The following is a 23344-nucleotide window of genomic DNA, read 5'->3' as shown; positions in this document are numbered from 1 at the left end:
ATGAGCACGGTTGGCCTGTCGAAACCTTTCTCATACGGGCGCACGATGCAACTGTTCGGCGGCATGTGGTTCATGTTGCTGGCACTTGGTGTCGCCATCAAGATCGGATCATCGGCTCATGATCCCTGGCCGTCGCTCTTGTCGAGTGTTTGCCTCGCTGTCTTCTACGTGCTCCTGGCGCTGTTGATCATCACGCGGCCCCCGGCGAAGGCGCAAGCGAATGGCCTTCTCCCAAGGATAGCGGCGTTCGTCGGCACCTACATGCCATGGACGATCGCCTTCTTCGGCAAGACCGATCAAGCGTTACCAAACCTGGCGTCTACCGCTTGCGTGCTGATCGGCATGATCATGATGCTGGTCACCATTCGACATCTTGGCAGGTCATTCAGTTTGGTGCCACAGGCGCGCAACGTCGTGCAAACCGGTCCGTATCGGTGGATCAAGCACCCGCTCTACCTCGCGGAAGAAATCGCGGTGTTGGGCGTGGTGCTGAGAAACCCGACGCCGCTGACAGCGGTCTTGCTGGTCTTGCATATCGGCATCCAGATTTGCCGAATTTATTACGAAGAGGACCTGCTTCGGCGCACCTGCCCTGAGTATTCCGGTTACGAAGCCTCGCGCTGGAGATTGATCCCTCATGTCTGGTGAGTGCTATTGATCCGGTCGACGACCGGAATGGTGAGTATCGGTCGAGGTAGGCTCATGCGCCGCAAGAACTCTTTCATCGTGGATCAAGGCGGCGCCGTCGCGCTTGAGACCATGATCGTGTATATTTTCTTGGTGTCGTTCCTGCTTGTGCCGCTCGCCGACGTCGCTGCCGCGGGCTTCCAGTTTATCTCCGCGTGGTCGGCGTTGCGGTCCTTCGGGCAGTACGTCCAGTACTATAATCCGCTCGGCCCTGACGGCACGGTGACCTGGAGGTCAGGGCTACAGACGACAGTCGCTGGTCATGCGATCAGCAATCTACAAGTTAAATGCGGAGACGGGGGCGCTACCTGCTCGCCGAGCAATATTGCTTCTCCGAAGTACATGACGTTTTCGACGACCATCACTTTGGCTCCGATTGGGGCGCGTGTGCCTTTTTGGAGGTCAGTGCTGTGTCCCACCACTTGTACGTACACGCTGGCTTACTCAGAACGCTTCCAGTAGGTGCTTCCATGCGCAATCTGCTCCGTTCTCGACGAGGCTCTGTCGCATTCGCGACAGTCATAGCGCTCGTGCCGCTCATCGGAGTGGTCGCGCTCGGGGCCGAGGCCGGATCGTGGTACGTCACCCGCCAGCACGCGCAGAACGCCGCCGACTCTGCGGCCTACTCGGGCGCCTTGCGCCTTGCATGCACGATTGCTGGTGCGAGCTGCGACACGAAATCAGTGGACTATCGCGGCAAGGAATTCGCGGCGCAGAATGGGTTTTGCAACTCAAGTCCTAACGACGCTACCGCCTATCCGGACAGAAACTGTGCGACGAGCCTTCCGACCAGAGTGTCGCGAGCCGTGCAGATCGATATCGGCGATTACAATGGGACCACGTTCACAACGCCATCAACAGGCACCGGCAACGCCGTTCGCGCCAGGGTCAGCCAGCAACAACCGGCTTACTTGGCCGCAGTGCTGGGTTTGACCACCGTCAACATCCCCGCCCAAGCCATTGCGTTGGTCAAGCTGCCGAGCAAGGTGTGCGCCTTGGCGCTTGGACCTAATCCGACCGGTGGAGGGGCGCTTAAACTTGCTGGTGACGTCAGCAACAACGGAACAGGTTGCCCGCTGATGTCGGATGCGAGCGTCCAGTTTGCAAGCACTCCCTCTTTCAGCGGTTCGGGATGGGCCGTCTATGGTGCAAATGGCTGTTCTCCAACCAATACCTGCGCCGATCCCGGCATAGCGCACAACTACTTCATGCCTCCTGCGATGGATCCATTGCAGGGACTCACGACTGCGTCGTTCAACACGAGGACGAGCCCATCAACAAAACCATGCGGCGGCAATGTTACCAATGGTCAAACCTGCTCGCTGAACCCGAACAGCGCTAGCGGGGTGTACAGCGATCTAAAGGTGAACTCCGGAGGCACGGTAAATTTTGCCCCAGGAACCTACCTTTTCTACAATGCAACGATAAGTTTTGGAGGAACGGTCAGCGGCACAGGCGTAACGCTTGTATTGCTCGGGAATTCGAGCCTCACCATCAACGGCGGGAACGTCAATCTCTCGGCCCCTACGACCAACGCTTTCTCTTCTGCTCTGAATGGGGTTCTGATTGACGATCAATCGACTGCGAACGTCAACATTGGCGGCAATGGCGTGATCAAGCTCGCGGGCGCGATGTACTTCCCTAAAGCAGATGTGTCGTTCGGCGGGTCGACTCAGCCTAGCAACACGACCTGCTCAGAAGTGATCGCCAAAACACTCACCATGACCGGTGGCGGCTACCTGAGCACCGATGGATGTGCTCCAACTGTAATCGCCTACACCCAAGTCGTCTCTTTGGTGCAATGATGAGAAAGCTCGACAATCGTGGTGCCTCTGCGTTTGAATTCATCCTCGTGTTCGTGCCGCTTTTCACGTTGATGTTCGTCATCTTCGATCTCGGACGCTATGCCATCACGATGCAGTCCTTGCGGACGCTGGCGAGCGCCGGCGCCCGGGCGGTCATGATTAGCTGCTATACGCCTGCCATGGTCCAAAGCCCGCCGCAGTCGCCGGCCGGCTGCACAGGGGATCCCCTGTCCGCGACGGCCAAGCAGAACGCGGCGCCGTTCCTGTATTTCGGCCATCTCACGCCGACCCTGACGGTGGGGTCGAGTGGCAACAATTTGACCGTTACAGCTTCTCAGACAGCCTTTCAAATGCTGATGCCGATATGGGGCACATCCCTCAACAAGCCGAGCGCATCCACCCAAATTCCCTTCTAGTGGTAGTGAGCAACCACTCCCGGAATGCGTCTGGATTTCGGTAAGCGGGAAATTCCCGAACAGATCTTCCGAAAATGGATAGGGCGCTTGGCGAGCGCGAGAGCAACGGGAACCCGTCGGAGCGCTTACGCGGCGCGATAGTTCCAGGCAAGGCAGGAAAGTGGTGCGCGCTGGCAACATCTGCAAGTTTTCTCTGCGGTTGCCGCACTGCGGTAGCGGCTCTTTTCTTGCACTCAGGCGGCATAAGGGACGATGATCTTGCACCGCATCTTGCGGCCGGTGGAGAACGAGACGTGTCCTTTGCGGAGCCGGAGATAGGTTGGGGCCTCGACTGAGTGCGCGCATAAGCAGGTAACGATTTGTAGTGGGACAGATTGTAAACTCTGCGATGTAGTGCGCGAAGGCGAGTTGTTAGGTCAGTCGAGGACGTAGATTTACGGGGACAGCCGCGGATCGCGGCGAGAGGGACTCAGAATGAGTGGGGGGCGCGTTTCGAGTAAAGCGGAGGCGAGACTACTCGCCTTCAGCGCGATGGCTCTTGCCACGACGCTTGGCCTGTTCAATTCCGTTGACCGCGCGGCGGCTGCAGACCGGCGGGGCTCCGGCGGCGTCTTCCTCAGCGAGATGAACGATGTCCAGCGGGTCAAGATCGTCGTCAACAAGTCGCGCACCTTCAAGGTCGATACGGCCTTTGCGACGATCGTAGCGGGCTCACCTGACATCGTCGACGTGAAATCGCTGAGCGATCACCTTATCTATGTGCAGGGCAAGCAGACCGGCACCACAAATGTCATACTATTTGACTCGTCAATGAAGCAGATCGGGATCCTCGACGTCGAGGTCGTGATCGATTCCGGCAATCTGCAGCAGAACATCCGGAGCAGCACCGGCGGGCAGGGTATCCGCGTGTCGGCTTCCGAGGGGCAGGTGGTGCTCAGCGGAACCGCCGCCGACGCAGTTACCGCCGAGCGCGCCATGGCGATCGCCACCAGCACGGTTGCGAAAGGGGGAGTCGTCGTCAACGCCATGAGTGTCGCCGCGCCGCAGCAGGTGATGCTGGAGGTGCGCTTTCTCGAGGTCAGCCGGGAGGCCGGTCGAAACCTAGGCGTGAACCTTTCTGCGGCGAACGCCAACGGCACTAACATCGGTAACACCGGGCTGGGTCGTGTGACCGCCGCCGGTCGATCACCGATTGGTGGTATTAATACCAACAACGGTCCGCTCGGTGCTGGGGGAGGACAGGTCGGCGACGCCCCGACGGGTAGCCTTCCGGTACTCCAAACTCTGGGGACGCTCGCCGGTACTGCAGGAGGCATCGCTCCTGCGCCGTTCGGAAGCTTGTTGACCAGTCTCATTCGGACCAGCAACGGCGGCTCGGTGGACTTGTTGATCTCTGCATTGGAAACGAAAGGGCTGGCACGTCGGTTGGCGGAGCCAAACTTGACCACGCTTTCCGGCGATGCCGCCCGCTTCCTCGCCGGCGGTGAGTTTCCAGTACCGATACCGACCCAGACGACGAACGGCTTTCCCACCATCACGATCGACTACAAGAAGTTCGGTGTTGAGCTGGCCTTCGTGCCGACCGTTCTTTCGCGCGGCGTGATCAACCTTCGGGTCGAACCCTCGGTCAGCGAGCTTGATTTCGCCAATGCGGTGACCATTCAGGGCACGACAGTTCCCGCATTGACCCGCCGCGATGCGCGCACCACGGTCGAATTGCGCGACGGCCAGAGCTTTGCCATCGCCGGCCTGCTCCAGACCCGCAATCGGCAGGACGTTTCGCAATTGCCATGGATCGGCTCGGTGCCCGTGCTTGGAACCTTGTTCAGCAGCAAGTCGTACCAGCAGGAGGAAACCGACCTCGTCATCATCGTGACGCCGCGCCTGGTTGCGCCGGCGGCACCCGGTCAGCAACTGGCGTCTCCGCTCGACTCCCGCCTTCCGGCCAACGACGTCGATTTCTTCCTCAATGGCCAGATGGAAGTCCGCAAGCGCTACAATGACTACGTCAATTCCGGCGGCGACGTGAAGGGTCCGTACGGCCACATCATCGCTCCTGAAGTTAGGGTGCCTGTTCCGGCACCGGCCGCCGCTGCCGACCAGCCGGTCGTAAAAACCCTCAACTAGCGGAGCGAGAGATGACCATCAGGTATCTGGTTCTGTTCGCGCCCTTGCTGCTCGGGGGATGTTACGGCCTCGCCGGTAACGACGAGATGGATCGCTACTTCCAGCGTTCCGATACCATCACCATGAGCGCCGGCAACGCCAAAGAGGTCAACGCCGTCACACATACGATCAGTCCATGGCCGCGAAACGTCGGTGACCGGAGGATCGCATATGACGCTCGGCGCGTGGGCGCCGCCGTCACACGCTATGGCAAAACGCAACAGCCGGTGGATCAGCTTCCCGACATAAGCGATGCGACGAGGCAAATGGGCCTGCGGACGACGCCGACGCAGAACGTCAACATCGAGGGCTTGGGGGCAGGTTCGGCAACCGGCGTGTCGGTACCGGTCGGCGGAGCAGGGGGCAGGTAACGCGTCCGGAAGTGAGTTTTTGTTTGCGAACGGCGCAGCGAGTTCGCTGGGCCGCGGGGGGATGAAGATTGATGCGACGTATCATCTTGATGCTGACCTGTTGCTGGTTGGCGACGGGCCTCGCAGGGTGTGACTACACGTTGCGGGAGGCTGCGATCGTCGCGCCTGTGGATCCGCCGGGCGGGGACCCCGTGCAGGAGCCGACCGACGTCAAATACTACCCGTCGGACGAACCCGTTCGGCTGGGGCTGGAGCATTACAACCGCGGCAGTTACGGGATTTCCCAGCGCTATTTCAAGGACGCCGTCGAGAAATCGCCGAAGGATTTGACGGCCTGGATCGGGCTTGCCGCGAGCTATGATCGGCTGCGTCGTTTTGACCTGGCTGATCAGGCCTATGCCCAGGCGGTCCGGCTGGGAGGCGAAACTGTTCAAATCCTGAATGACCAGGGATATTCGTACATGCTGCGCGGCAATCTGAGCGCGGCGCGGCGAAAGTTCGAGAAGGCCTATTCGCTCGATCCAGGTAACCCGGTTATCGCCAATAACCTTGAGCTCCTCAACGGCAGCCGGCGGTTCATTGAAAGGCCGCCGAACAATCAACCATAGGTAAAATAGCTAGCCGTAATAGATTAATCTTTATCGATTTGGTCTAGGCTGGAGCGCGCGCCGTGTGCCGGGGGCCATTGAGACAAGCTAACGTTTCTGACGTATGGTTAATCTCATGAGTCGACTTTTCAAGCTCCAATTCCTGGGACCATTTGTGCTCTTTGCCGCCACGCTTTGCGCCGAACTGGCCGCGCGTGCCCTTCAATATGCGCCCAGCTCTGAGCTTCTCTGGTTCATCAATCTCAGGATGTTCGGCATCTTTCAGCGTAGCGATGCCGCATTGAGCTATTTCGTTCCACTCAAAGGGTTTCAGTTCTTCGGGCTTGCGCTTCCGATCTTCGTGCTGGCCTGCGTTGGGCTCGCAGCTAGGTCGAGGCCCCTTTTCACGGTCGCAACGCACGTCAGTGTAGTCTATGCCTTGGTTTTGGTCGTCTCCTGGCAGCTTGGTACACCCACCGCTACGCAGGCATCGCTTGTAACCGTTGCGGTCCCGTCGGGTGGCTGGTTTGTGATGGCGACCATTTTAGGGGCCTGCCTCCTGTCCTTTGCGGTCACGCACCTGCTCTATTTCTTCGCAGTGGGACAGGAAATCAGAGCTTTGGTACGTTGGCTACGACCGATCCTGTTCTCGACGTAACAACCGCATTACGCGCAGGCTCACTGGATGCTCTTAGTCAGCGGCGGAGCTTGCGGTCGAGAATGGCGCCGAGAACGTCGGCATAATCGTCGTCCAGGTCGCTACGCGCGAGTCGGGATCTAGGCGCCTCCATCCCTCCATCTCTAGGCGCCTCCATCCGGGCCGCGCCGGCAGATCGCCGAGATCCCGCACATCCCGAGCAAACACAACCACTTCCGCGAGGATCCGCAACTCCTCGTCGACCGTGTCCGTCGGAAGCGGATCCTTTGCCATAGCCAACGAGGCCCTCCGCACTGCCGATTGCAGCCGCTGGCCGCCGTAGCGCTATGTGCCGGCTGGAGATGTGCGACACGATCACGCCACGTGCCACGTGCGGTCAGGCGCGATAGATATCCGGCGAACGCCTCGCGCGTCAGAAGGTGCACATCGCATCGGAGGAGAACGCGTCGAGTACGATGAGATCCGGTGACGTTAATGGTTTCGGCGAGAGCATTGTCATAGGATTGTCCGAGACTGGCGACGGAGGGCTCCACGCCTCCTTCAGCCAGGCGCTCGGTGTATTTGATCGAGACGTACTGGGCGGAAGCGTGCGCCCAACTCCTTCAAACGGGTTCGGCGACCCTCGATGAAACTCCGCGCAACAGAACCGCGGTAAATCGCGAAGCTAACGAATTGTGCGCGTGAGCAGCAGTCAACTGGTTCGCCTAGCCGAGACGAGCAAGCGACTATGATCACGCTCGAACGTCAAGACGGGAGCGTGCTACGTCAGGCGAAGTGCTACTCAGTTGCGGCATCGCCGCTGCACTGGCTGCACGCAGATCTGTGCCTTTCGTTGAGTCGCCTCAGCGCCGCTGGCGCATCGCACCATCCGCGAGGCGCTGATTCCGGATCTCGCGGAGGAGCAGTATGCGTTTGGTTTGGGCGGCATTGAGCAGCCCCTCGAACATCACGAAAATCTCGCGCGCCTGCACGTAGACTTCCGTGGTGATGACGTGTTGATCGAAGCCGTGATTAGCGAGACGCGTGTCGATCTCGGTTGCAGCCGCTGCATCGATCCGCCAGCTCAGCGCGTTTTGTAACGTGTAGTACTCGGCCTCATCTTCGAACCCTGGGACGATCCCGACCATGTCGATGCTGCGAAGCGCAGCTTCGATTGCGTTTTGACGATAGGTCTCCAGAACCTTGTGGCGCAGCACTCGGTAGCGCTGGATCTCCCAGGAGAGTTCGGCGAGATCCACCGCGAGCAGCCATTCAACGGCGGATCGTGGCGCAAGGTCGGCGAAGATCGCCTGCCGCAGCGCCTGGTAATGCGCAAGAGTTTCGCCCGGCAGCAGCAAGGGAGGCGGCGCCAACACCTCAAACTCTGCCGGCAGCGCCGTCGCGGTCAGTTGGTCCGCCGTTTGGAAGGACCCGTTCATCGTGGTGCGGCCTCCGAGCCAAGGTTTGCGGGTAAGGCTGCGCTCCGGATCGTGGCTTTGGTTGCATCGTGGACCGGGCTAGCCGCCCACAAGCCATGCGCCGCCGGCAACGGCGCGATCTGCAGGTTCGCCCACCAAGCCCGCTCGTCGCCGTAGCGGTGCAGCTCGTGGTGATGGACGCGGCACAAGGGGACCGTGAACTCGTCGCTGACCTTGCGGCTCAGGGTCCGCGGTTGGGCGAATTTCAGATGGTGGGCGTCGCACGGGGTTTGCTGGCAAACGAGGCAGGGCTGGTCGCGGACAAACAACAGATGCGCCTTGCTGCGCTTGCGCGGCGGCTCCTTGGGATGGGCCAGTCCAGCTTCCTGCGCCGCCGGCAGAGCCGGCTGCAGCGCGGCCTCGGCGGCGGCCTCCGGGAGCGGTTCTGGCGGCGCGCCTTGCGCTCGATCTAAGACAGGCGCTTGGCCGGCCGTGCTTGCTGCAGGACGGATCGGGTCCTGAAGCTTGCTCTGATAGGCGGTCTCCACCAGACGGGCGTCAGGTTCCAGAAGAGTGTTCTTGAGCGGGAGGCTGGCCTTCGCCCAGGCAAGCAGGCCCTCACCCTCGTGCAGGGCGGCGAGCTGGCGCAACAGCCGCTCCCGGAGCTCCGCGGACTCTGGCGGCCCCAACACCGGTGCGCGGTTGAGAACGTCCTTGGCGAGCTTGGCTTTCGCGCCAGAGGCTGCGTGCGGCACCGCGGCGGGCGGGCCGGCGACCACATCGGGGGCGTCGAGATCATCCTCGCCGGTAATCCCGACCAGCGCGAACAGGGCATAGCGCCTTGTGTAGGTCAGCGCCGCGCCCATGCGGTGCGGCGCCTCGACGTCCTTGAGTGCGCAGACCGGCCAGTCCGAGGAGATCCACTCGCCGGAGGCATGGGCGAGCAGGGTGGTGAGGTGAATGGTGGCGGTGGCCGTCTCGACCCGGGTGGTCTGGATGGTGGCGATCTCCTGCTGGCTTAAGGTCTTGCGCACGATATCGAGGCCGGACGCCAGAGAGCCGTAGCGAAACGTCCGATCGTCATCGCGCAGAAATGGCGAGCGGATCTGAGCCGTCAGGGTCTTCTCCGGGTTGGTCAGTTCCGCCTGCGCGCGGGCAAGCGCGGCGGCGATCGTTCCGATTTGCTCACTGGCCTGGTGCATGGATGCCCCCCATCTCCACCGGATCAAAGCTGATCGCGCCGGCTTTGGAGCGTTTGGCACGAAGGCCGTGGCCAAACGCTTCCTTGGCGTCCTCGGGCAGCAGCTTCTTCAGCTCGGCCTTGGCCAGTTCGTGCTCGCCATGGGCGGCGCGGGTGCGCAGATAGGTCGCCGCGCACTCCGCCCATAGATTGGACGCGGTCATGTCGACGACCTTGACGGCGGCTAATCGCGGCCGCGGCGGCTCGATCCCGAACAGGAGCGGCGGCTCGCCGGACTGCACGCAGCGCCAGAACTTCTTTTCTGCCGTAAGCAGCAGGTGCTGGTAGAGCGGGTCGGCATGCAGAGTGAGCTCGACCCATTTGCCGCCGCCGGTGATTATCGACAGCACCGCGGAACGGGCGGCGACCACCCACATGTTGTGCTGCAGTTGCGCCATGTGCTTGTCGGCCGCGGCGTCCTCGGTGAAGGCCCAGGGCAGCATGAACTTGGCCTCGAACACCGCGCCAGTTTCTAGGACGATGCCATCGAGCGTCGCCGCCATCCAGCGGTGGACGGGATGTCGGATCCGCTTCTGAATGTCGGTGACGGTCTGACCCGACGCGCGCTGATACCAGGTCCGGTTGAGGTCTTCGGTGACGGTGCCGAGCTGCACGATCAGGTTGTGCGCAAGATCTTGCGGCGCGATCTCGCCGCGCTTTTCGCGCCACAGACGCGTAAGATCCTCCTGATCATTGCCCATGATGATGCGGGCATCCGAGCCGCCGATGAAGGCCCGCCGGTCAATGGGGTCGAACTTGATGACATGATGTGGCGCCTCGGCGCCATTGGCTGAGATCGTGGCCACCCGGTATCTCCTTAGGTCTGACGCGGCTTGGCGCCGCACCGCCTAAAGCCCCGCCATTGCGAGGTGAGATTCCGGGGCTGGTGTGCCCGGTCCGACTCAGTAACGCTCCGTTTGCACGGGAATGCCAGTGCTTTCTGCAGCAAGATTCTTGCTCTTTTTAGGCCCAAATCCTTGATGGTTCGGCGCTTTGGAGCGACGTTTTAACGGACCGAAAGCGCGGGTCCTGGAGATGGCGTCAAACCAACAAATCGAAGCCAATCGCACCAATGCCAAGCGCAGCACGGGGCCGAAAACGGTGCCCGGAAAAGCAAAGTCCAGCGGCAACGCTTTGCGCCATGGACTCGCCAGGGGTTGCAAACGGGATAACCCGGAGTTCGCGAGGCTGATGGTCGCCATTCGCTCGGGCCTGGCATGTGAGATTGGATTGGAAACCGCAGCCGCCGTTGCGCACGCCAAGTGCGACCTATGGCGCGTGCGACTGGTCCGCCAGGCGATGTTGGCTGATCTATGGGATTGCCCGGTCGTAGACATCGCGCGGCGCCTAAACAAGCTTGAGCGCTACGAGCGCAGCGCACTGGCCGCACAGAAGCGCGCGCTTCGATCGCTCAGATAGAGCGAGCTAAGGTTGCCAAAAATGATTGGCTTCGTTCTGGAGAAAATTTCGACTTTCCACCTGACGGGGATGGGTTATGGGAAGTTATAATCATACCCCTCTCGGCCGACCGAAATGATGTCAAGTTCGATGTCATCGAACATTGCGTGGTTGCCCGCCCATTTCAAAAATTGCGAGGTGCTGTCGACCTGGTCGTCGTGCTTGCCGTATGGAAATGCCAGCAGTTCCAGCAAATAGTCGTCGAGCCAGGGGGCATCTGCGGGCAGATGCACTTGTCCGGCCTCGATCCGGAAGGATTGTGCCGCCATGCGATCCGCCTTGCTGCCTTCGGGCTTGATGCCAATCGGGCGCGGCATGCCGTTCGGCGTATCGCGTTGCAGGTCCTGCAACATCGCTGTACCGGGACCGGCGTCCTCGATCAAAACCGCGTCCGCTTTATGTGTTGTCGCCAGCGCGGCCAGGGCGCGCCGCAGGTCGGGATATTGGTGTCGGCCGCGGTAGAGATCCACGAGGTAATAGTCATTCTTGATCACGCGCCAGGTGGTGCAGACCGAGTAATCGTTGGCCTTTCCGGTCATCATGGCGGTGTCCCAGCTCTGCACGACATAATCAGATGCGCCAGCCGCCGGCAGCTGATCGTACCAGCGAAACCAGTCGCGCTTGATCAGATTGCCTTCGAGCGGCACCGGCCGCTGCTGGTATTGCGCCGAGAATTGCAGGCTGCCGATTTCAGCCTTGATCCGCTCCAGCACCAGCTTACCTTCGCGCCGCGGATGCAAAAGGTCGCCGGTGCGGCGGCGAAACACCCGATTTTTGCCGACAGCGATGATGCTATCTTCGACGGCGATGGCCGGCAGATCCAGATGATGCCAACCGCCCGCCTGCAACAGATGACCTGCGAGATCGTCTTGATGCAGGCGCTGCATCACCACGGTGATGCGGCCGGTTGCCTTGTCGTTCAACCGCGACACCAGCGTGCCGCCAAACCACTCGGTGACGCGGTTGCGCCCGGGCTCCGACATCGCGTCCTCCGCCTTGAGCGGATCATCGATGATGATGAGGTCCGCTCCCCGACCTGTCAGCGTGCCCCCGACCGTGGTCGCGTATCGGCTGCCCCCTGCCGTGGTCACGAGTTCGGTGCCGGTATCCTTGGCTGGACGCATGGCCGGAAACAGCTCTTGATACCAACCCGACTCGATCACCATTCTGAATTGGCGGTGCAGCTCGGCGGAAAGTTCGCTGGCGTAGCTGACCACGATGATGCGGCGGCTCGGGTCGTGACCCAGCAGCCAGGCCACGAAAGCGACCGAGACCGAGAGCGATTTGAGCGAACGCGGTGGCTGGTTGATGAGAAGCCGCCGGCATTCGCCATCGTGGAGGCGCATGAGCTGGTAGACGATAGCGTCGATATGCCAGTTCGATAGATACTCGCTGCCGGGGAAGACGGTCGAGAACACCCTTTGGATGAAATAACGCAAGTCGGTTCGGAGCAGCGCCGCCACTATTGGCATCATGTGCCGTCCTCCCCATCGCGCTGGGTCGGAGCCGCAGCGGTCGCATCGGCCAAGATCTGCTGCCGGAATGCATCCAGAATGGCCTGATCGTCGACAGATGGGGTTTTCGCGGCGTCCGGCGCGGTGTTGTCGCTCATGGCCATCGCGAGGGAGAGGAATTTATCCAGCGCCCTGACGTCGCCTTTCAGGGCTTTTTCCCGGAGGCGAAGCAATGCCGCTTTCTGCGTGGTGACGCGCCGTGGCTTGCCGCCGTCATTTAAAGCGACTGGGGCCAGCAGGGTGTTTTTCAGGTCGGTGGTAAAATTCAAGCTGCCCTTCGGGCGCCCGCGCGGATTACCGGATTGACCCGGTTTGAAACGGCTGTGACGCGGGGGTCTGGCGTAGCCAACGCCCTGATCGGATTTTTTAGCCACGGGCGCGCTCCAGGCTCGCGGTGCTTCGTTGGCCGAACGGCTCGCCCGTCTCGGCGTGCACCGCCGTTTTGCCGGTTAGATGCTGCCAGCGCTGGATCGTGACATCGACGTAGGCGGGGTCGATTTCGATCAGCCGGGCCCGGCGGCGGGTCCGCTCCGCGGCTATCAAGGTGGTTCCGGCGCCGCCGAACGGGTCGAGCACGATGTCGTGCTCGTTGGTGCAATCTCGGATCGCGTCGGCGACCAGCGCGACCGGCTTGACCGTAGGGTGAAGAGAGAGCTTTGACTTTGACGAATTTGTCCGGGTATTTTGGCTGGGATAGTCCCACACGTTTGAACGGTTGCGACCATGCCGGCCGAGGTGAACGTTGTTAACGTGGGGTGCGCGGCCCTTTTTGAAGACGAAGACGAGCTCATGTTTGGAGCGGTACAGCGATCCCATCCCCCCGTTCGACTTATTCCAGATACAGAGGTTCTTCAGCTCGCTGTAAAGGGGACGCGTGGCATTGAGGAGCGCCTGCATCGCCCGCCAATCCGAGCAAATATAGTGAATTGAACCGTCGCTGGCGTGCTGGGAGACATGCGCAAACACCTCGGTCAGCAACGCCTCGAATTCTGCAGCGGATAATTCTCCCGAACCCATGACAAAGTCAGGGTGCTTAATCCTGCCCAAGCCCGAGGCATGGCCATCGATCGGCACGTTGTAGGGTGGATCGGCGAAAATCATGCGCGCCTGCGCGTGTTCCAGGAGCCGACCATAGCTCTCTGCCTGCCGCGCATCACCGCAGCGGAGATAATGCTCACCCAAGATCCAGAGGTCCCCAGGCTGGGTGATCGCGGGGCCAGATTCCGGTGGCGGCAAGTCGTCTTCCAAATCGTCTGGATCCGAAACGGCAACATCGAGTTCTCCGGTCGAAAAGCCCGTCAATTGCAGGTCGATTTGAGGGTCGAGGGTCAGAAGCTCGGTTAATTCGAGGCGCAAGGCCTGGACATCCCAGCTGGCGTCCTCGACCAGTCGGTTGAGCGTAAGCTTCAGCACACGCAGCTGCGCCTCGCCGAGATCGACAATGGTCACGGCGGGCACGACGTCCAGACCGAGGAGCTTGGCCGCGAGGACCATTGCCCAGCCCGCTACCACCCGGCGCGTGGCGTCGACGATGATCGGCAGAACGAACCCGAACTCGCGCAAGCTCGCCGCCAGCTTCTCGATTTGGGATTGGGGATGGCGGCGGGTTTGATGGCCAAGCGGCCTGAGCTCGCCGATCGGAACGAGAACGGGATTCAAGTTGTGGCGGAGTGCGGCGCCATTGGTCAGTTGTTTCTTCAAGAGGGCCTCCGTGTTCGATATGCCTATCGGCATATTGGCGGAAGGCCCGCGGGATGCACTTAGAAGGACCTCTCCCTGATTTCCGAGTTGGGAGCGCGGGCGCGATTTCGCCATTTGATGGCCGCGGCCATCCAGTTGCTGACGGTTTGCGGGCTGGCGGACAGCGGCGGCTTGCATGTCCACATGAAGTTCAGCACGAACAGACCGGCTGGGGTCTGAGGGGAGCCGTCATACGCCGTTCCCACGTAGGGGTTGTGGGTGAATGTTCCGCCGTAGCGCTCGACCAGTTCGGCGAGCCAAATCACGACCTGCACCATCGTCGGCTGCGGAAGCGGGCCGCCCCGTTTCTTGCTCGTTTCGAGCGCGGTCCGGGTGGCGTGTTCGAGCCGCTGCGCGATACGGACGGCATCGACCAGATGACGCACCTCATAGTCGTACGCCTCAGGCAATTCCCGAGAAATCTTGTCCGATGACGCCCAATCTAACAGCATCAGGACGTCCGCGAGGCGATCGGCGGCGTTCGCCAAAACCACGAGCTCAGCGATGTCAGCGTGCCGAGCCTTCTTCTTGGCATAGTCGGCAAGCGTTCTTAGCCGTCGAGGAAACAACCAAAAGACGGTGAGGGGGCCCGGGGCCAAGATCGGCGACTCCTCGACGATCCAGTCGGCGTGACGTTGCTCCGAGGCGTCGACGAAATGGCGAAGGAGCTGGCCGGTCTGGTCCAGCGCTTCGTGAATCTCAGCCCGTGTTGGTTGCTGTGATCGCCGAAGACACTCTCTGAGAGCGTCCTCGCGAATCCAATTCAGCCAATCATGGCACTCGGTCCGGTGGCCGTCGAGCAACGGCAGATCGAGATCTTTGATGAGGTCGTCACATTGGGCGCCGGCCAGTGGACGATGCAGAGCCTGGCGCTGATCTCCGGCAGGTTCGGAGTGGCTATCGAGCTCGCCGAGCGCGCCATCGGGGCTGGCGTAACCCTCCAGTCGGACCATTCCGGTCCAGCCCCATTTCGGGTTGACGCGCTTAGGCATCGGCTCCGCCCCGCATCCCAGGTGAAGTTCTTAGATTCGCAGCAGACAAATTCGTCACGAAATGTCGTTCACGCAAGACCGGGCGAGCACGGGCCACCGCGGCGCAGCCGGCTGCATCGGCATCGGGCGCCAGGCGCCCGTAGATTTCCGGATGCCGAAGAGGTCAGGCGTTCACCGGCTTTCAGCGCTGCAGGGGGATCAATTGACGACGGTTGCTGGGCGCCAGTTCCAGGGAAAGAACTCGTCGAGCCGGCTCGAGCAGCCGCGGCCGTTCACGGCGCGGCTCCGTTAGCCAATCCCAAATTCGAGATGGAGCCCTCGAGTACGCGTGAAACGCGAGCGTCATTCCACACTCGTGGGCGACCGCAGATTTCGCCCTGATGCGCACGCGGGCAAGCGACCCAGAAAAGCGTGAACTGTTGGGACGCTTGGCAGATCAGATCGCCATAGCGGCTCTTGCGCTTGAGCAGGTGGTCAAGAGACAAAGCGGGAGCTTAGGTTCGAGCGACACGGTGGCCAGGGCACCGTCGCCAATGCCTCCGCCCACAATTACGATATCTCGCGATGCGCTGGTCATCGTAATGTCCTTCGATTGACAATCGATTCGCGAAACGGGAATGGAGCGAGTTTCAACGATCGGCGATAGCAACAGCGACATTTTGCAATACGGCTGAGCGGCCGCCGGTCGCTTCGGTTGTACCAGCAATCGCGCCGGTGTTGGCGTCGATCGACGTGCCGAGCTTGGTCTCCGAAAGGAATTTATTAAAGACGATCGATCAACCCGTTCATGTTCCAAACTCACTTATTGCAGCGGCTGCTGCTTCCTTCTGTTGTTGTTTAAGGCCTGTGCCGGACGTGTATGCCACCAAGGCGACGTTGTATGCCTGCCAAAGCGTGTGCCGGTCGATATCCGGGAAACACTTCAACACGAGCGGCTCAACGTTAGCGACTTGATAGGTATCCAAGCATTGAAGAATAACGCAGCTGACGTCAGCGATGCTGTGGTGTTGCATCGCCATTGCTCCCGGTTGTGGACATCAGCTGGTTCCGCGGCCGCGGTCTCTTTGCTTGCCAGGACGATACGTGCAGCCACAAGCGAAGCGACCGCCGGCAAGCATTGAGCGATGGCCCCATCACCTTACCTGAGGAGCCTCGCTCGCCCGCAAGGTTTGCGGCAAGCGCGACGCCCTTCTCAGAGCCGGTCGCGACCCGATGATGACGCGCGGACACTGAGCTCTGATGAACCGCCCGGTCCGTCGGTATGGTGGAGCTGTTCGAGTCGCCTGTCGAGTTCTTGCTTTTTGGCAACGATCCTCGCGGCGAGAATCTGATCGACAACCGTGTAGAGAGCCCACAACTCGTCGACGGACATCTGCTCAAATTGCGGTCGGTAATCACGAATGTCCAAAGTCCAGCCCCCGGTTGGGGCGGGTCGCAGCAAAGTCAGTCGTCAAAGCCCGGACTCTTACGCCGAGTCAGATGGTCGCGTTGCTGGCCGGGCCGACCGCGCTGCCGTCATAAACCGCCTTCCTAGCTCTAGTTTCGCGTGCCGCACCGACGATTCTGCGCTCGGCCTTGGCTACTCGGTCTCGAAGGGTCGGAGACTTGAGAGGCGAGTGCCTCAAAATGTTGGCGCAGAGCGAAATGACAACCATCCAGTCGCGCACGAGCGTCCATTAGAACAGATGGCCTGCGATTGGGACCACCCCGAGACTAGTCAAATTGGGCCATCAGGTCTGTTCGCTTTCGCACGCTGGCTGTATGGTTTTCTCGGTGTGGCTGAGAGCGGCAATCTGCCGCTCGGGCCTCACGGTTTTCGGAGTCCAAAATGGGCGGCTCAGGGCGACTGCCGCCCGCGGACAAGGCCAGCCTTGGATCTCGCCATCGTACAAAATACCGCCGAGCACCTTCTGCGGCCCGGCATTTGGGGTTGTGCTGGGGCCGTTTCGATCTGCGCGCGTTGGCTTCGATCGGCCGGGCGCAGTATCCCGCGCCGAGGAAAAATGGGCAGCCGGTTCTGGTCGGTTTTGAACAGGGGCTGCGGCAAGCGCGGCGCAGGTCCGAGGCGCGGTTCCGACCCGGCCCTGAAGGGTGGGGACGGCTAGTCTAATGATCGGAAGTCACGCCGAGCGCAGGGGTAGGAGCGCCGAGTGGAACGTGATCGGCAGAACCTACTGTTCGAGCTCGACGTACCGACGAAGCCTGAAGACGATATCCGGCAAAGCGTGTCGCAGGCGTTCAGCGTCTTGGGACGTGGTCGAGAACGGTGCGAACCTGATCATGGCATTCCAAGGTCGACTTCCGTAGACGGTGATCGAGACTCCGGATTTCGCAAAGCCATCAACTTTGCGAAGCTCACCAAGGACGAGGTCGGCGATCGCCACAGCGGGCAGTCGCGCTCGTTTTTCATCGGGGCCGCCGGCGGACAAGGGAGCGACTGGCTTCGCAGGTGGCGCTGCCGCGGTCACGGGCTCCTCTTGGAGCGTTGGCGGCATCTCCGGCGCCGGAGCGGGCGACGCGGACGGAGCAAAAATGCCACGGATTAGCGCCGCAAGGCCTGCATTTTTCGCGTCATCGCTCATCGCTCTCTCGCAGTTGAGCGTAGCCTAGCAGCTTTCGGAAAGGATACCACCACGCCCTGGGCAAGCGCAGGGCGGTTCCTGTGTTCGCGATCGAACATTCAGGCGTGCAAAGTTTCGCTAAGCTTCTCCTCAGCGAGATACCTGATTCACGAAGGGGGCGTCGAAGGTGTTGGGTGGTCTGGTGATGCGCTGGCGTATGCGCAATTTTTTGTTGATTTGTCCATCTTGCAAAAATGCCGCTTCCGCGATCCGCGGGCGCTACATGCTCGGCCAGGAGCGATTGACGTGCGATCGCTGCGGAGCGACTGACTCTGTGACTTTCTGGCGTTTTGAAGGGATCGCTCATCGCGCGTGCGCGATGAGCGGTCGGAAGGACTCTTGCGTTCAGGGCTAGTTAGCACGCCGCTTTTTTGGGGGATAAGAGAATGACAAATTGTGTGATCGTTCGGGCCTATGGAAGGCAATTGGATCAGTTGCGCGGAGAGGCATCCCGCATTTCGCGGGCAAACAAAATCGACTGGTGGATCGAGCGCGGCATCCAAGGCACACGATTTTGCTTTGAGGACGCTGAGGCGAAGAGGGCGTTCGTCTCAATCTGCGAAAACGTCGGTGTTTCGCATATTGATGGCGCCCCGCCAGCGTGAACAGGCGGGACCGCGACTGGTTTGGTCGAGGCGTTCTCCGAATGCCTTGATGGCGGCAGCAGCCAACCGGAGCGTGAGCATCGAACACTAATTCCATGAGGTTCGGAGGCAACCCAGGCTTCCGATGTAAGACCGGGCTCAACTTTCCCCAGCGTTGAGTGCTCTTCCAACTAGACGCGATTGGCATAGGCAACGCCCGCACCGAACTCACGACCAGTGCTGCCGAGCCGGACACGCCAAAACGCCTCGCCATATCGAACACGCAGCTGGCTCTCGTTCGCCCATCCTGGTTCTCCTTTCATCTGCACATCGAGGAGGAGAACAGATCGCGTCCACGCGCCGCGAAACACGTGTGTGAGAAATGGACGCTTAACGCACCGGATATCGCTCCCTGCTCAGGGCGACCCCATTCCCTGTTCGCCGGGCGCAAATTCCCTGTTCCGAGTTGGGCGCAGCGCGCCGCGAGGGGTGGGATTTCCCTGCGATTCTAGGATATTGCCGCAATTTGGGATGAGATTGCTCCTGCGGTGGAGGCGTGTTTTCCCTGTAAATTTCCCTGTTTGCAGGGAAAGATGCTTTCGGGCCCAAAAAACGTTCAATGGCGCAACTCCTGCGGGACGGTATTGGCTGCTGCGGGTCAATTTTGCCCAATCACAGCATCAGCGTGACGGCTGCCGCTGCGGACGATGACAACAACGCCATTGCGAACGGTAAATCGTGCGCCGAGCAGTTTCCGCACCTTCTCCGTGATCGGAGAGGGAAACGGAACGGTGTCTCCCACGACGGGTTCGCCGACCTTGATCGTTTCAGTCGCGGAGCCTGCAACTGGTGCAGGCTTGATATAGTCTCGGATAAGCTGAATCTCTTCACGAGATAGGATGAGCGGAGCCTGGTCAGGACGGGTCTCCAACGGCGGCTTGGATGTTTCACTGCTTGCTTTTTCACGTATCTCATAGGTGCTTGCGATCTGATCGAGCCTGGCTACGCGTAGCTTGAGCGCGATGATGTCACGTTGCAGTGTTGCGATCTCCAATTTGCGCGCGTTGGCCTGCATGAAGACGATGATCGCGCAAACGCAGCCCACGACAAAGCCGACGGTCAGCAATGCGATCAACCACCGCTCAAAGTTTCCCATCGACCGTCCGGCCGTCCGGGGGAGTTGTTCGCGCTGGAGATGGCTCCGCCAGATGCGGCGTGCTCGGTCCATCCAGTCTGTAGAGCCCGTTACGCTTGCCGCCGGCCGGCCTGACCCAAAATGCGCGGGCGACGAGGCGGCTTCCTCTCGGGCCGGATCAACTAACGACGCCGTGTCGACTTGCTCAAGCTCTAGATCCTCGAGGACGCGATCCTCCGTAGTCGGATGAGCGGCAGGGTGGAAGGGATCCATCTGCTTATCGAGCCGGCCCATCTCCATTCTCCGTGGAGCCATCTATCAACTTCACCAGTTCCGCCGACGCGGATAGAATAGGGTACCCGAGGATTCGATCAATCGGAACGAAAAAGGCGCCAAGCCGCGCCGTGAGCCGTTCTGAGGATAGCTTCAGGAGATAGGGCACCAACAGATGCCAAGGTTCGCCCCGCGAATGCACGTTCCGACCACGCGGACCGTAGACAGTGCAATGAGGCACCATGATCGCGCGACGAATGCCCAATCTCAGCTGGTTAAGGGTGCGACCGGTAAGTTGGGCTTGTTTAAATTCTTAGGCAGAACAAACCGGGTCTCGTGTAACGCTTTTAATGGTCGCACGCCGTGCGACGAGTCGGATAATTAGGACCGAGCCCATCCACCACTGTAGCACGAGACCCACCGGTCTGCGTTCAGCTCGTCATGACTTCCTTCCGCACCTACAGTTCAAGCCTGTCGATACCAGAATCGGCGCGAGCCGCATTGCGGGCGCGGTAGTGCTTCACGATGGTCTGCGCGCTTCGGTATGAATGCCCAGTGATGTCGCAGATCGTCAGCAACCGTAGATTCCGCTGCTCCGTCAGCGGGCGCTAACGTGCAACCAGACCGTTATGCGGCTGAATATCGAGGAGGCCGCGAGTTTTTCCGGGTTTTCGTCACGAGCGAGCGCGTTGATTTTGATTTGATGAGGTCGCTTTTGTGCGAAACAGGGCGTTAGAAATCGGCGAAAGCCGCCCAGGTATTTGCTTCGCTGCGATTTCCCTCTCGCTCAGGTCTGCCTCATGCCGATTGCTTGCGATATTCCGCAGGCGTGAGGTTCATGTGTCGGCGAAAGACCCGGTTGAGATGGCTCTGGTCCGAAAACCCGCTGAGCAGCGCGATCTCCTTCAGCGGCAAGCGGTCCTTGCGGAGATGCTGGCAGGCGTGTTCCACCTTGCGGCTCAGCACATAGGCGTGGGGACGCATTCCGTAATGCACATGGAATTTGCGCGCGAACTGCACGGGCGTGCAGTTGCAGATGTTGGCCAATTCCTCCAGCGTGATGTTCCTGGAGATGCTCTGTTCGATATAGTCTTCGATCAGCCGCGCATGGGCAGGCCTGAAGCGCCCCTGCGAGCAGGGCATCTTGAACTGCACGGAGGCATATCTTCGCAGGATGTGCACGCTGGCCTGAAGAGCCAGCGCATCGTAGCAGAGGCGGCCACCCGGTCCTCCGGCGGAAACCTCTTGCACCATCTGGTCGCCGATCCAGGTCAGGACCGGATCTTCGATCTTGAGGAGGTCGTGCAGTTCGACCGCCTCCGCGTCGCGATCGAAGGCCTCGCCCGCAGTCTTTGCCATCAAGGTCGGTGAAATGTAGAAATGGCTGACTTCGAGATCATGGCTCCATCGCCAATTCGAAGCTTCCGCGCGCGTGAGCAGCGTCGTAACACCTCGGCCGACGTGATCTTGCTTCCACGCGCCGCTGACGCGGCGGTTCATCGCAGTCGAGCCTTCGCGATAGATGACGATCAGATAGTTCTCGGACGGGGGGACCCAGATGTCGGATGGCGCATAGCGGAACACCCGCAGCCGAAAGTCGGCCTTTCCTACCGCCGAACTGTCCAACATCAACTTGCCAGGCGCGTACCGTGGCAGCTCGTCGACCGTAATGAACCGGCCCATCGCGCGAACTCCCTCCCTCTAAGGCGCGGTTGACCGCTTCTTCTTCTCATGAGCCGAACAGCTGCGCAGCAGCATAAGCCGCTTTTGGCTTTTGCCAAGCGAACTGCGTCCGGATCAGCTCCTTGAGACCGCGGCACCAGTGGCCTCGTTCAAAGGATTGTCGGTTTTGTTCAAGCCCCAGGCGCAGGCAATCTCGTAGCGTGCCGCAGTCCCTTGCCGAGTGGAAAGAACGGCACGAGCGTCGCAAGCAGAACAAGCCCATCCGATCGAGCCGTCGGGATCAACAATGACGCGATGCACCATCATCCGGTCACAGCACGGATGGGGGAGGCCACGCGCTCTTACACCCTAGGAAGGGGAAAATGGCAGAACCCGTGACCGAGTTCGACGGAAGCAACGGCGCGCATGTAACGGCGAAATTCGACGCCGTGGTGGTTGGAGCCGGCGTCGCCGGACTCTATCAGCTCTATCGCCTGCGTGAACAGGGATTGAACGTCAGGGTGATCGATGCTGGATCCGGCGTCGGCGGCACCTGGTACTGGAATCGCTATCCTGGCGCGCGCTTCGACTCCGAAGCCTATATCTACCAGTACCTGTTCTCCGAAGAGCTCTACAAGGGATGGAGCTGGAGCGAGAAATTCCCTGGCCAACCCGAAATCGAACGCTGGCTGAACTACATCGCCGATCGCCTCGATCTGCGCAAGGACATCCAATTCGGTACGACGGTCAAGAGCGCTCATTTCAACGAAGCCGCCCAGCGCTGGCTGGTCACGACCGACAAGGGCGACGTGATCGATACCCAGTTCCTGATCACCTGCTGCGGCATGCTTTCGGCCCCGCACGTGTCCTTTCCGGGGCAGGAGACCTTCAAGGGGCAGTTGTTCCACACCGCGCGCTGGCCGAAGCAGCCGGTCGATCTGGCCGGCAAGCGCGTCGGCGTCATTGGTAACGGCGCGACCGGAATCCAGGTCATCCAGACGATCGCCAGCGAGGTCGGTCACCTCAAGGTCTTCATTCGCACGCCGCAATACATTATCCCGATGAAGAATCCCAAATACGGCGCGGCGGATGTCGATGCCTACAAGTCGAAATTCAAGTCGTTCACGGAGCGCCTCCCGCACACCTTCACCGGATTCGAGTATGACTTCGAGCACGCCTGGGCCGAACTGTCGCCAGGGCGGCGCCGTGAGGTGATCGAGGATTGTTGGAATGACGGCTCGCTGAAGCTGTGGATATCCTCGTTCGGCGAGCTGTTCTTCGACGCGGAGGTCAACGCCGAGATATCCGAATTCGTGCGCGAGAAGATGCGCGAACGGCTCAAAGATCCAAAGCTGTGTGACGCGTTGATCCCAGCCGATTATGGCTTCGGGACACACCGGGTGCCGCTCGAGCAGAAATTTCTCGAGGCCTTCCATCGCCCGAATGTCGAGATCGTCAGCGTCAAGGAAAATCCAATCGAACGGGTGACACCGACGGGAATCCAGACCGCCGACGGCGCCATCCACGAGCTCGACATCATCATTCTGGCCACCGGATTCGACGCCGGAACCGGAGCCTTGACGCGCATCGATGTCAGAGGTCGCGGCGGCCGCTCGCTGAAGGAGGATTGGAGCCGGGACATCCGCACCACAATGGGCCTTCAGGTTCACGGCTATCCGAATCTCTTCACGACGGCCGTGCCGCTCGCCCCTTCAGCGGCGCTCTGCAACATGACCACGTGCCTGCAACAGCAGGTCGAATGGATCGATGATTGCATCAGGCATATGCGCGGCAAGAATCTGAAGGTCGTCGAGCCGACGAAGGATGCGGAAGACGGATGGGTGGCGCATCACGATGAGATCGCCAACGCGACGCTGATCGCGAAGACTAATTCCTGGTACCTGGGCTCGAACGTCGAAGGCAAGCCGCGCCGGGTGCTGTCCTATTGCGGCGGCGTCGGCGCCTATCGCCAGAAATGCGATGAAGTCGCGGCGAGCGGCTACCCGGGTTTCGACATGCATTGAGGGCTGCCAAGGGA

General features: G+C 60.6%; 21 protein-coding genes. 9 read left to right on the top strand and 12 right to left on the bottom strand.

Features of this window, described 5'->3' with window-relative positions:
• The 8 genes from BRA1253DRAFT_RS07450 to BRA1253DRAFT_RS07415 all read left to right on the top strand — a co-directional run bounded on the left by BRA1253DRAFT_RS07450 (position 1) and on the right by BRA1253DRAFT_RS07415 (position 6690).
• Positions 1 to 648 carry an isoprenylcysteine carboxylmethyltransferase family protein gene (locus BRA1253DRAFT_RS07450; protein WP_007592688.1) on the top strand — a complete coding sequence of 216 codons (648 nt, stop codon included), beginning with the start codon at positions 1 to 3 and terminating at the stop codon, positions 646 to 648.
• 54 nt (positions 649 to 702) lie between these two features.
• Positions 703 to 1149 carry a hypothetical protein gene (locus tag BRA1253DRAFT_RS07445; RefSeq protein WP_007592686.1) on the top strand — a complete coding sequence of 149 codons (447 nt, stop codon included), beginning with the start codon at positions 703 to 705 and terminating at the stop codon, positions 1147 to 1149.
• An 8-nt stretch (positions 1150 to 1157) separates the two neighbouring features.
• Positions 1158 to 2492, top strand: a complete 1335-nt coding sequence (locus tag BRA1253DRAFT_RS07440) for a pilus assembly protein TadG-related protein (RefSeq protein ID WP_007592684.1) — start codon at positions 1158 to 1160, stop codon at positions 2490 to 2492.
• Positions 2489 to 2908: a TadE family protein gene (locus BRA1253DRAFT_RS07435; RefSeq protein ID WP_007592683.1), complete on the top strand. Its 420-nt coding sequence runs from the start codon at positions 2489 to 2491 to the stop codon at positions 2906 to 2908. The genes BRA1253DRAFT_RS07440 and BRA1253DRAFT_RS07435 overlap by 4 nt, the downstream gene beginning before the upstream one ends.
• Before the next feature lie 474 nt (positions 2909 to 3382).
• Positions 3383 to 5035: a type II and III secretion system protein family protein gene (locus BRA1253DRAFT_RS07430; protein ID WP_007592681.1), complete on the top strand. Its 1653-nt coding sequence runs from the start codon at positions 3383 to 3385 to the stop codon at positions 5033 to 5035.
• Between the two features lie 11 nt (positions 5036 to 5046).
• The gene (locus BRA1253DRAFT_RS07425) at positions 5047 to 5445 is read left to right on the top strand and encodes a hypothetical protein (protein ID WP_007592679.1); all 399 of its coding nucleotides are present in this window, start codon (positions 5047 to 5049) and stop codon (positions 5443 to 5445) included.
• Positions 5446 to 5516: 71 nt separating this feature from the next.
• A complete protein-coding gene (locus BRA1253DRAFT_RS07420; protein ID WP_007592677.1) occupies positions 5517 to 6053 on the top strand; it encodes a tetratricopeptide repeat protein in 537 nt (178 codons plus the stop codon).
• 115 nt (positions 6054 to 6168) lie between these two features.
• Positions 6169 to 6690, top strand: coding sequence for a hypothetical protein (locus tag BRA1253DRAFT_RS07415; protein WP_157158554.1), 522 nt, complete (start codon positions 6169 to 6171; stop codon positions 6688 to 6690).
• A gap of 842 nt (positions 6691 to 7532) precedes the next feature.
• Here the strand turns inward: BRA1253DRAFT_RS07415 and BRA1253DRAFT_RS07405 are convergent.
• From BRA1253DRAFT_RS07405 to BRA1253DRAFT_RS07335, 12 genes are all read right to left on the bottom strand, one after another.
• Positions 7533 to 8108, bottom strand: coding sequence for a hypothetical protein (locus BRA1253DRAFT_RS07405; RefSeq protein WP_007592671.1), 576 nt, complete (start codon positions 8106 to 8108; stop codon positions 7533 to 7535).
• Positions 8105 to 9289, bottom strand: a complete 1185-nt coding sequence (locus BRA1253DRAFT_RS07400) for an ERF family protein (protein WP_007592669.1) — start codon at positions 9287 to 9289, stop codon at positions 8105 to 8107. Before BRA1253DRAFT_RS07400 ends, BRA1253DRAFT_RS07405 begins: the two co-directional genes overlap by 4 nt.
• Complete coding sequence (locus tag BRA1253DRAFT_RS07395) at positions 9273 to 10124, bottom strand: YqaJ viral recombinase family protein (RefSeq protein ID WP_371261366.1); 852 nt, start codon at positions 10122 to 10124, stop codon at positions 9273 to 9275. Before BRA1253DRAFT_RS07395 ends, BRA1253DRAFT_RS07400 begins: the two co-directional genes overlap by 17 nt.
• Before the next feature lie 105 nt (positions 10125 to 10229).
• Positions 10230 to 10529: a hypothetical protein gene (locus tag BRA1253DRAFT_RS43430; RefSeq protein ID WP_157158553.1), complete on the bottom strand. Its 300-nt coding sequence runs from the start codon at positions 10527 to 10529 to the stop codon at positions 10230 to 10232.
• Between the two features lie 291 nt (positions 10530 to 10820).
• Positions 10821 to 12257, bottom strand: coding sequence for a phage terminase large subunit (gene terL, locus BRA1253DRAFT_RS07385; RefSeq protein WP_245286072.1), 1437 nt, complete (start codon positions 12255 to 12257; stop codon positions 10821 to 10823).
• Positions 12257 to 12673, bottom strand: a complete 417-nt coding sequence (locus BRA1253DRAFT_RS07380) for a DUF5681 domain-containing protein (protein ID WP_007592662.1) — start codon at positions 12671 to 12673, stop codon at positions 12257 to 12259. The genes terL and BRA1253DRAFT_RS07380 overlap by 1 nt, the downstream gene beginning before the upstream one ends.
• Positions 12666 to 14000: a DNA methyltransferase gene (locus BRA1253DRAFT_RS07375; RefSeq protein WP_007592660.1), complete on the bottom strand. Its 1335-nt coding sequence runs from the start codon at positions 13998 to 14000 to the stop codon at positions 12666 to 12668. The genes BRA1253DRAFT_RS07380 and BRA1253DRAFT_RS07375 overlap by 8 nt, the downstream gene beginning before the upstream one ends.
• 59 nt (positions 14001 to 14059) lie before the next feature.
• Complete coding sequence (locus BRA1253DRAFT_RS07370) at positions 14060 to 15031, bottom strand: hypothetical protein (protein ID WP_007592658.1); 972 nt, start codon at positions 15029 to 15031, stop codon at positions 14060 to 14062.
• A 785-nt stretch (positions 15032 to 15816) separates the two neighbouring features.
• Positions 15817 to 16044: a hypothetical protein gene (locus BRA1253DRAFT_RS07355; RefSeq protein ID WP_007592656.1), complete on the bottom strand. Its 228-nt coding sequence runs from the start codon at positions 16042 to 16044 to the stop codon at positions 15817 to 15819.
• A gap of 1158 nt (positions 16045 to 17202) precedes the next feature.
• Entirely contained in the window at positions 17203 to 17613 is a 411-nt protein-coding gene (locus BRA1253DRAFT_RS07345; protein ID WP_035992923.1) for a hypothetical protein, read from the bottom strand.
• A 1281-nt stretch (positions 17614 to 18894) separates the two neighbouring features.
• The gene (locus BRA1253DRAFT_RS07340) at positions 18895 to 19665 is read right to left on the bottom strand and encodes a hypothetical protein (RefSeq protein ID WP_007592652.1); all 771 of its coding nucleotides are present in this window, start codon (positions 19663 to 19665) and stop codon (positions 18895 to 18897) included.
• A 777-nt stretch (positions 19666 to 20442) separates the two neighbouring features.
• The gene (locus BRA1253DRAFT_RS07335; RefSeq protein ID WP_007592650.1) at positions 20443 to 21327 is read right to left on the bottom strand and encodes a helix-turn-helix domain-containing protein; all 885 of its coding nucleotides are present in this window, start codon (positions 21325 to 21327) and stop codon (positions 20443 to 20445) included.
• 362 nt (positions 21328 to 21689) lie between these two features.
• Between BRA1253DRAFT_RS07335 and BRA1253DRAFT_RS07330 the strand changes: the two genes are divergently transcribed.
• Positions 21690 to 23330 carry an NAD(P)/FAD-dependent oxidoreductase gene (locus BRA1253DRAFT_RS07330; protein ID WP_007592649.1) on the top strand — a complete coding sequence of 547 codons (1641 nt, stop codon included), beginning with the start codon at positions 21690 to 21692 and terminating at the stop codon, positions 23328 to 23330.
• The last annotated feature ends 14 nt before the right edge of the window (positions 23331 to 23344 follow it).

This window comes from Bradyrhizobium sp. WSM1253 (assembly GCF_000244935.1).
Taxonomy (GTDB): domain Bacteria; phylum Pseudomonadota; class Alphaproteobacteria; order Rhizobiales; family Xanthobacteraceae; genus Bradyrhizobium; species Bradyrhizobium canariense.
This window is presented reverse-complemented; position numbering and strand designations above follow the sequence as displayed.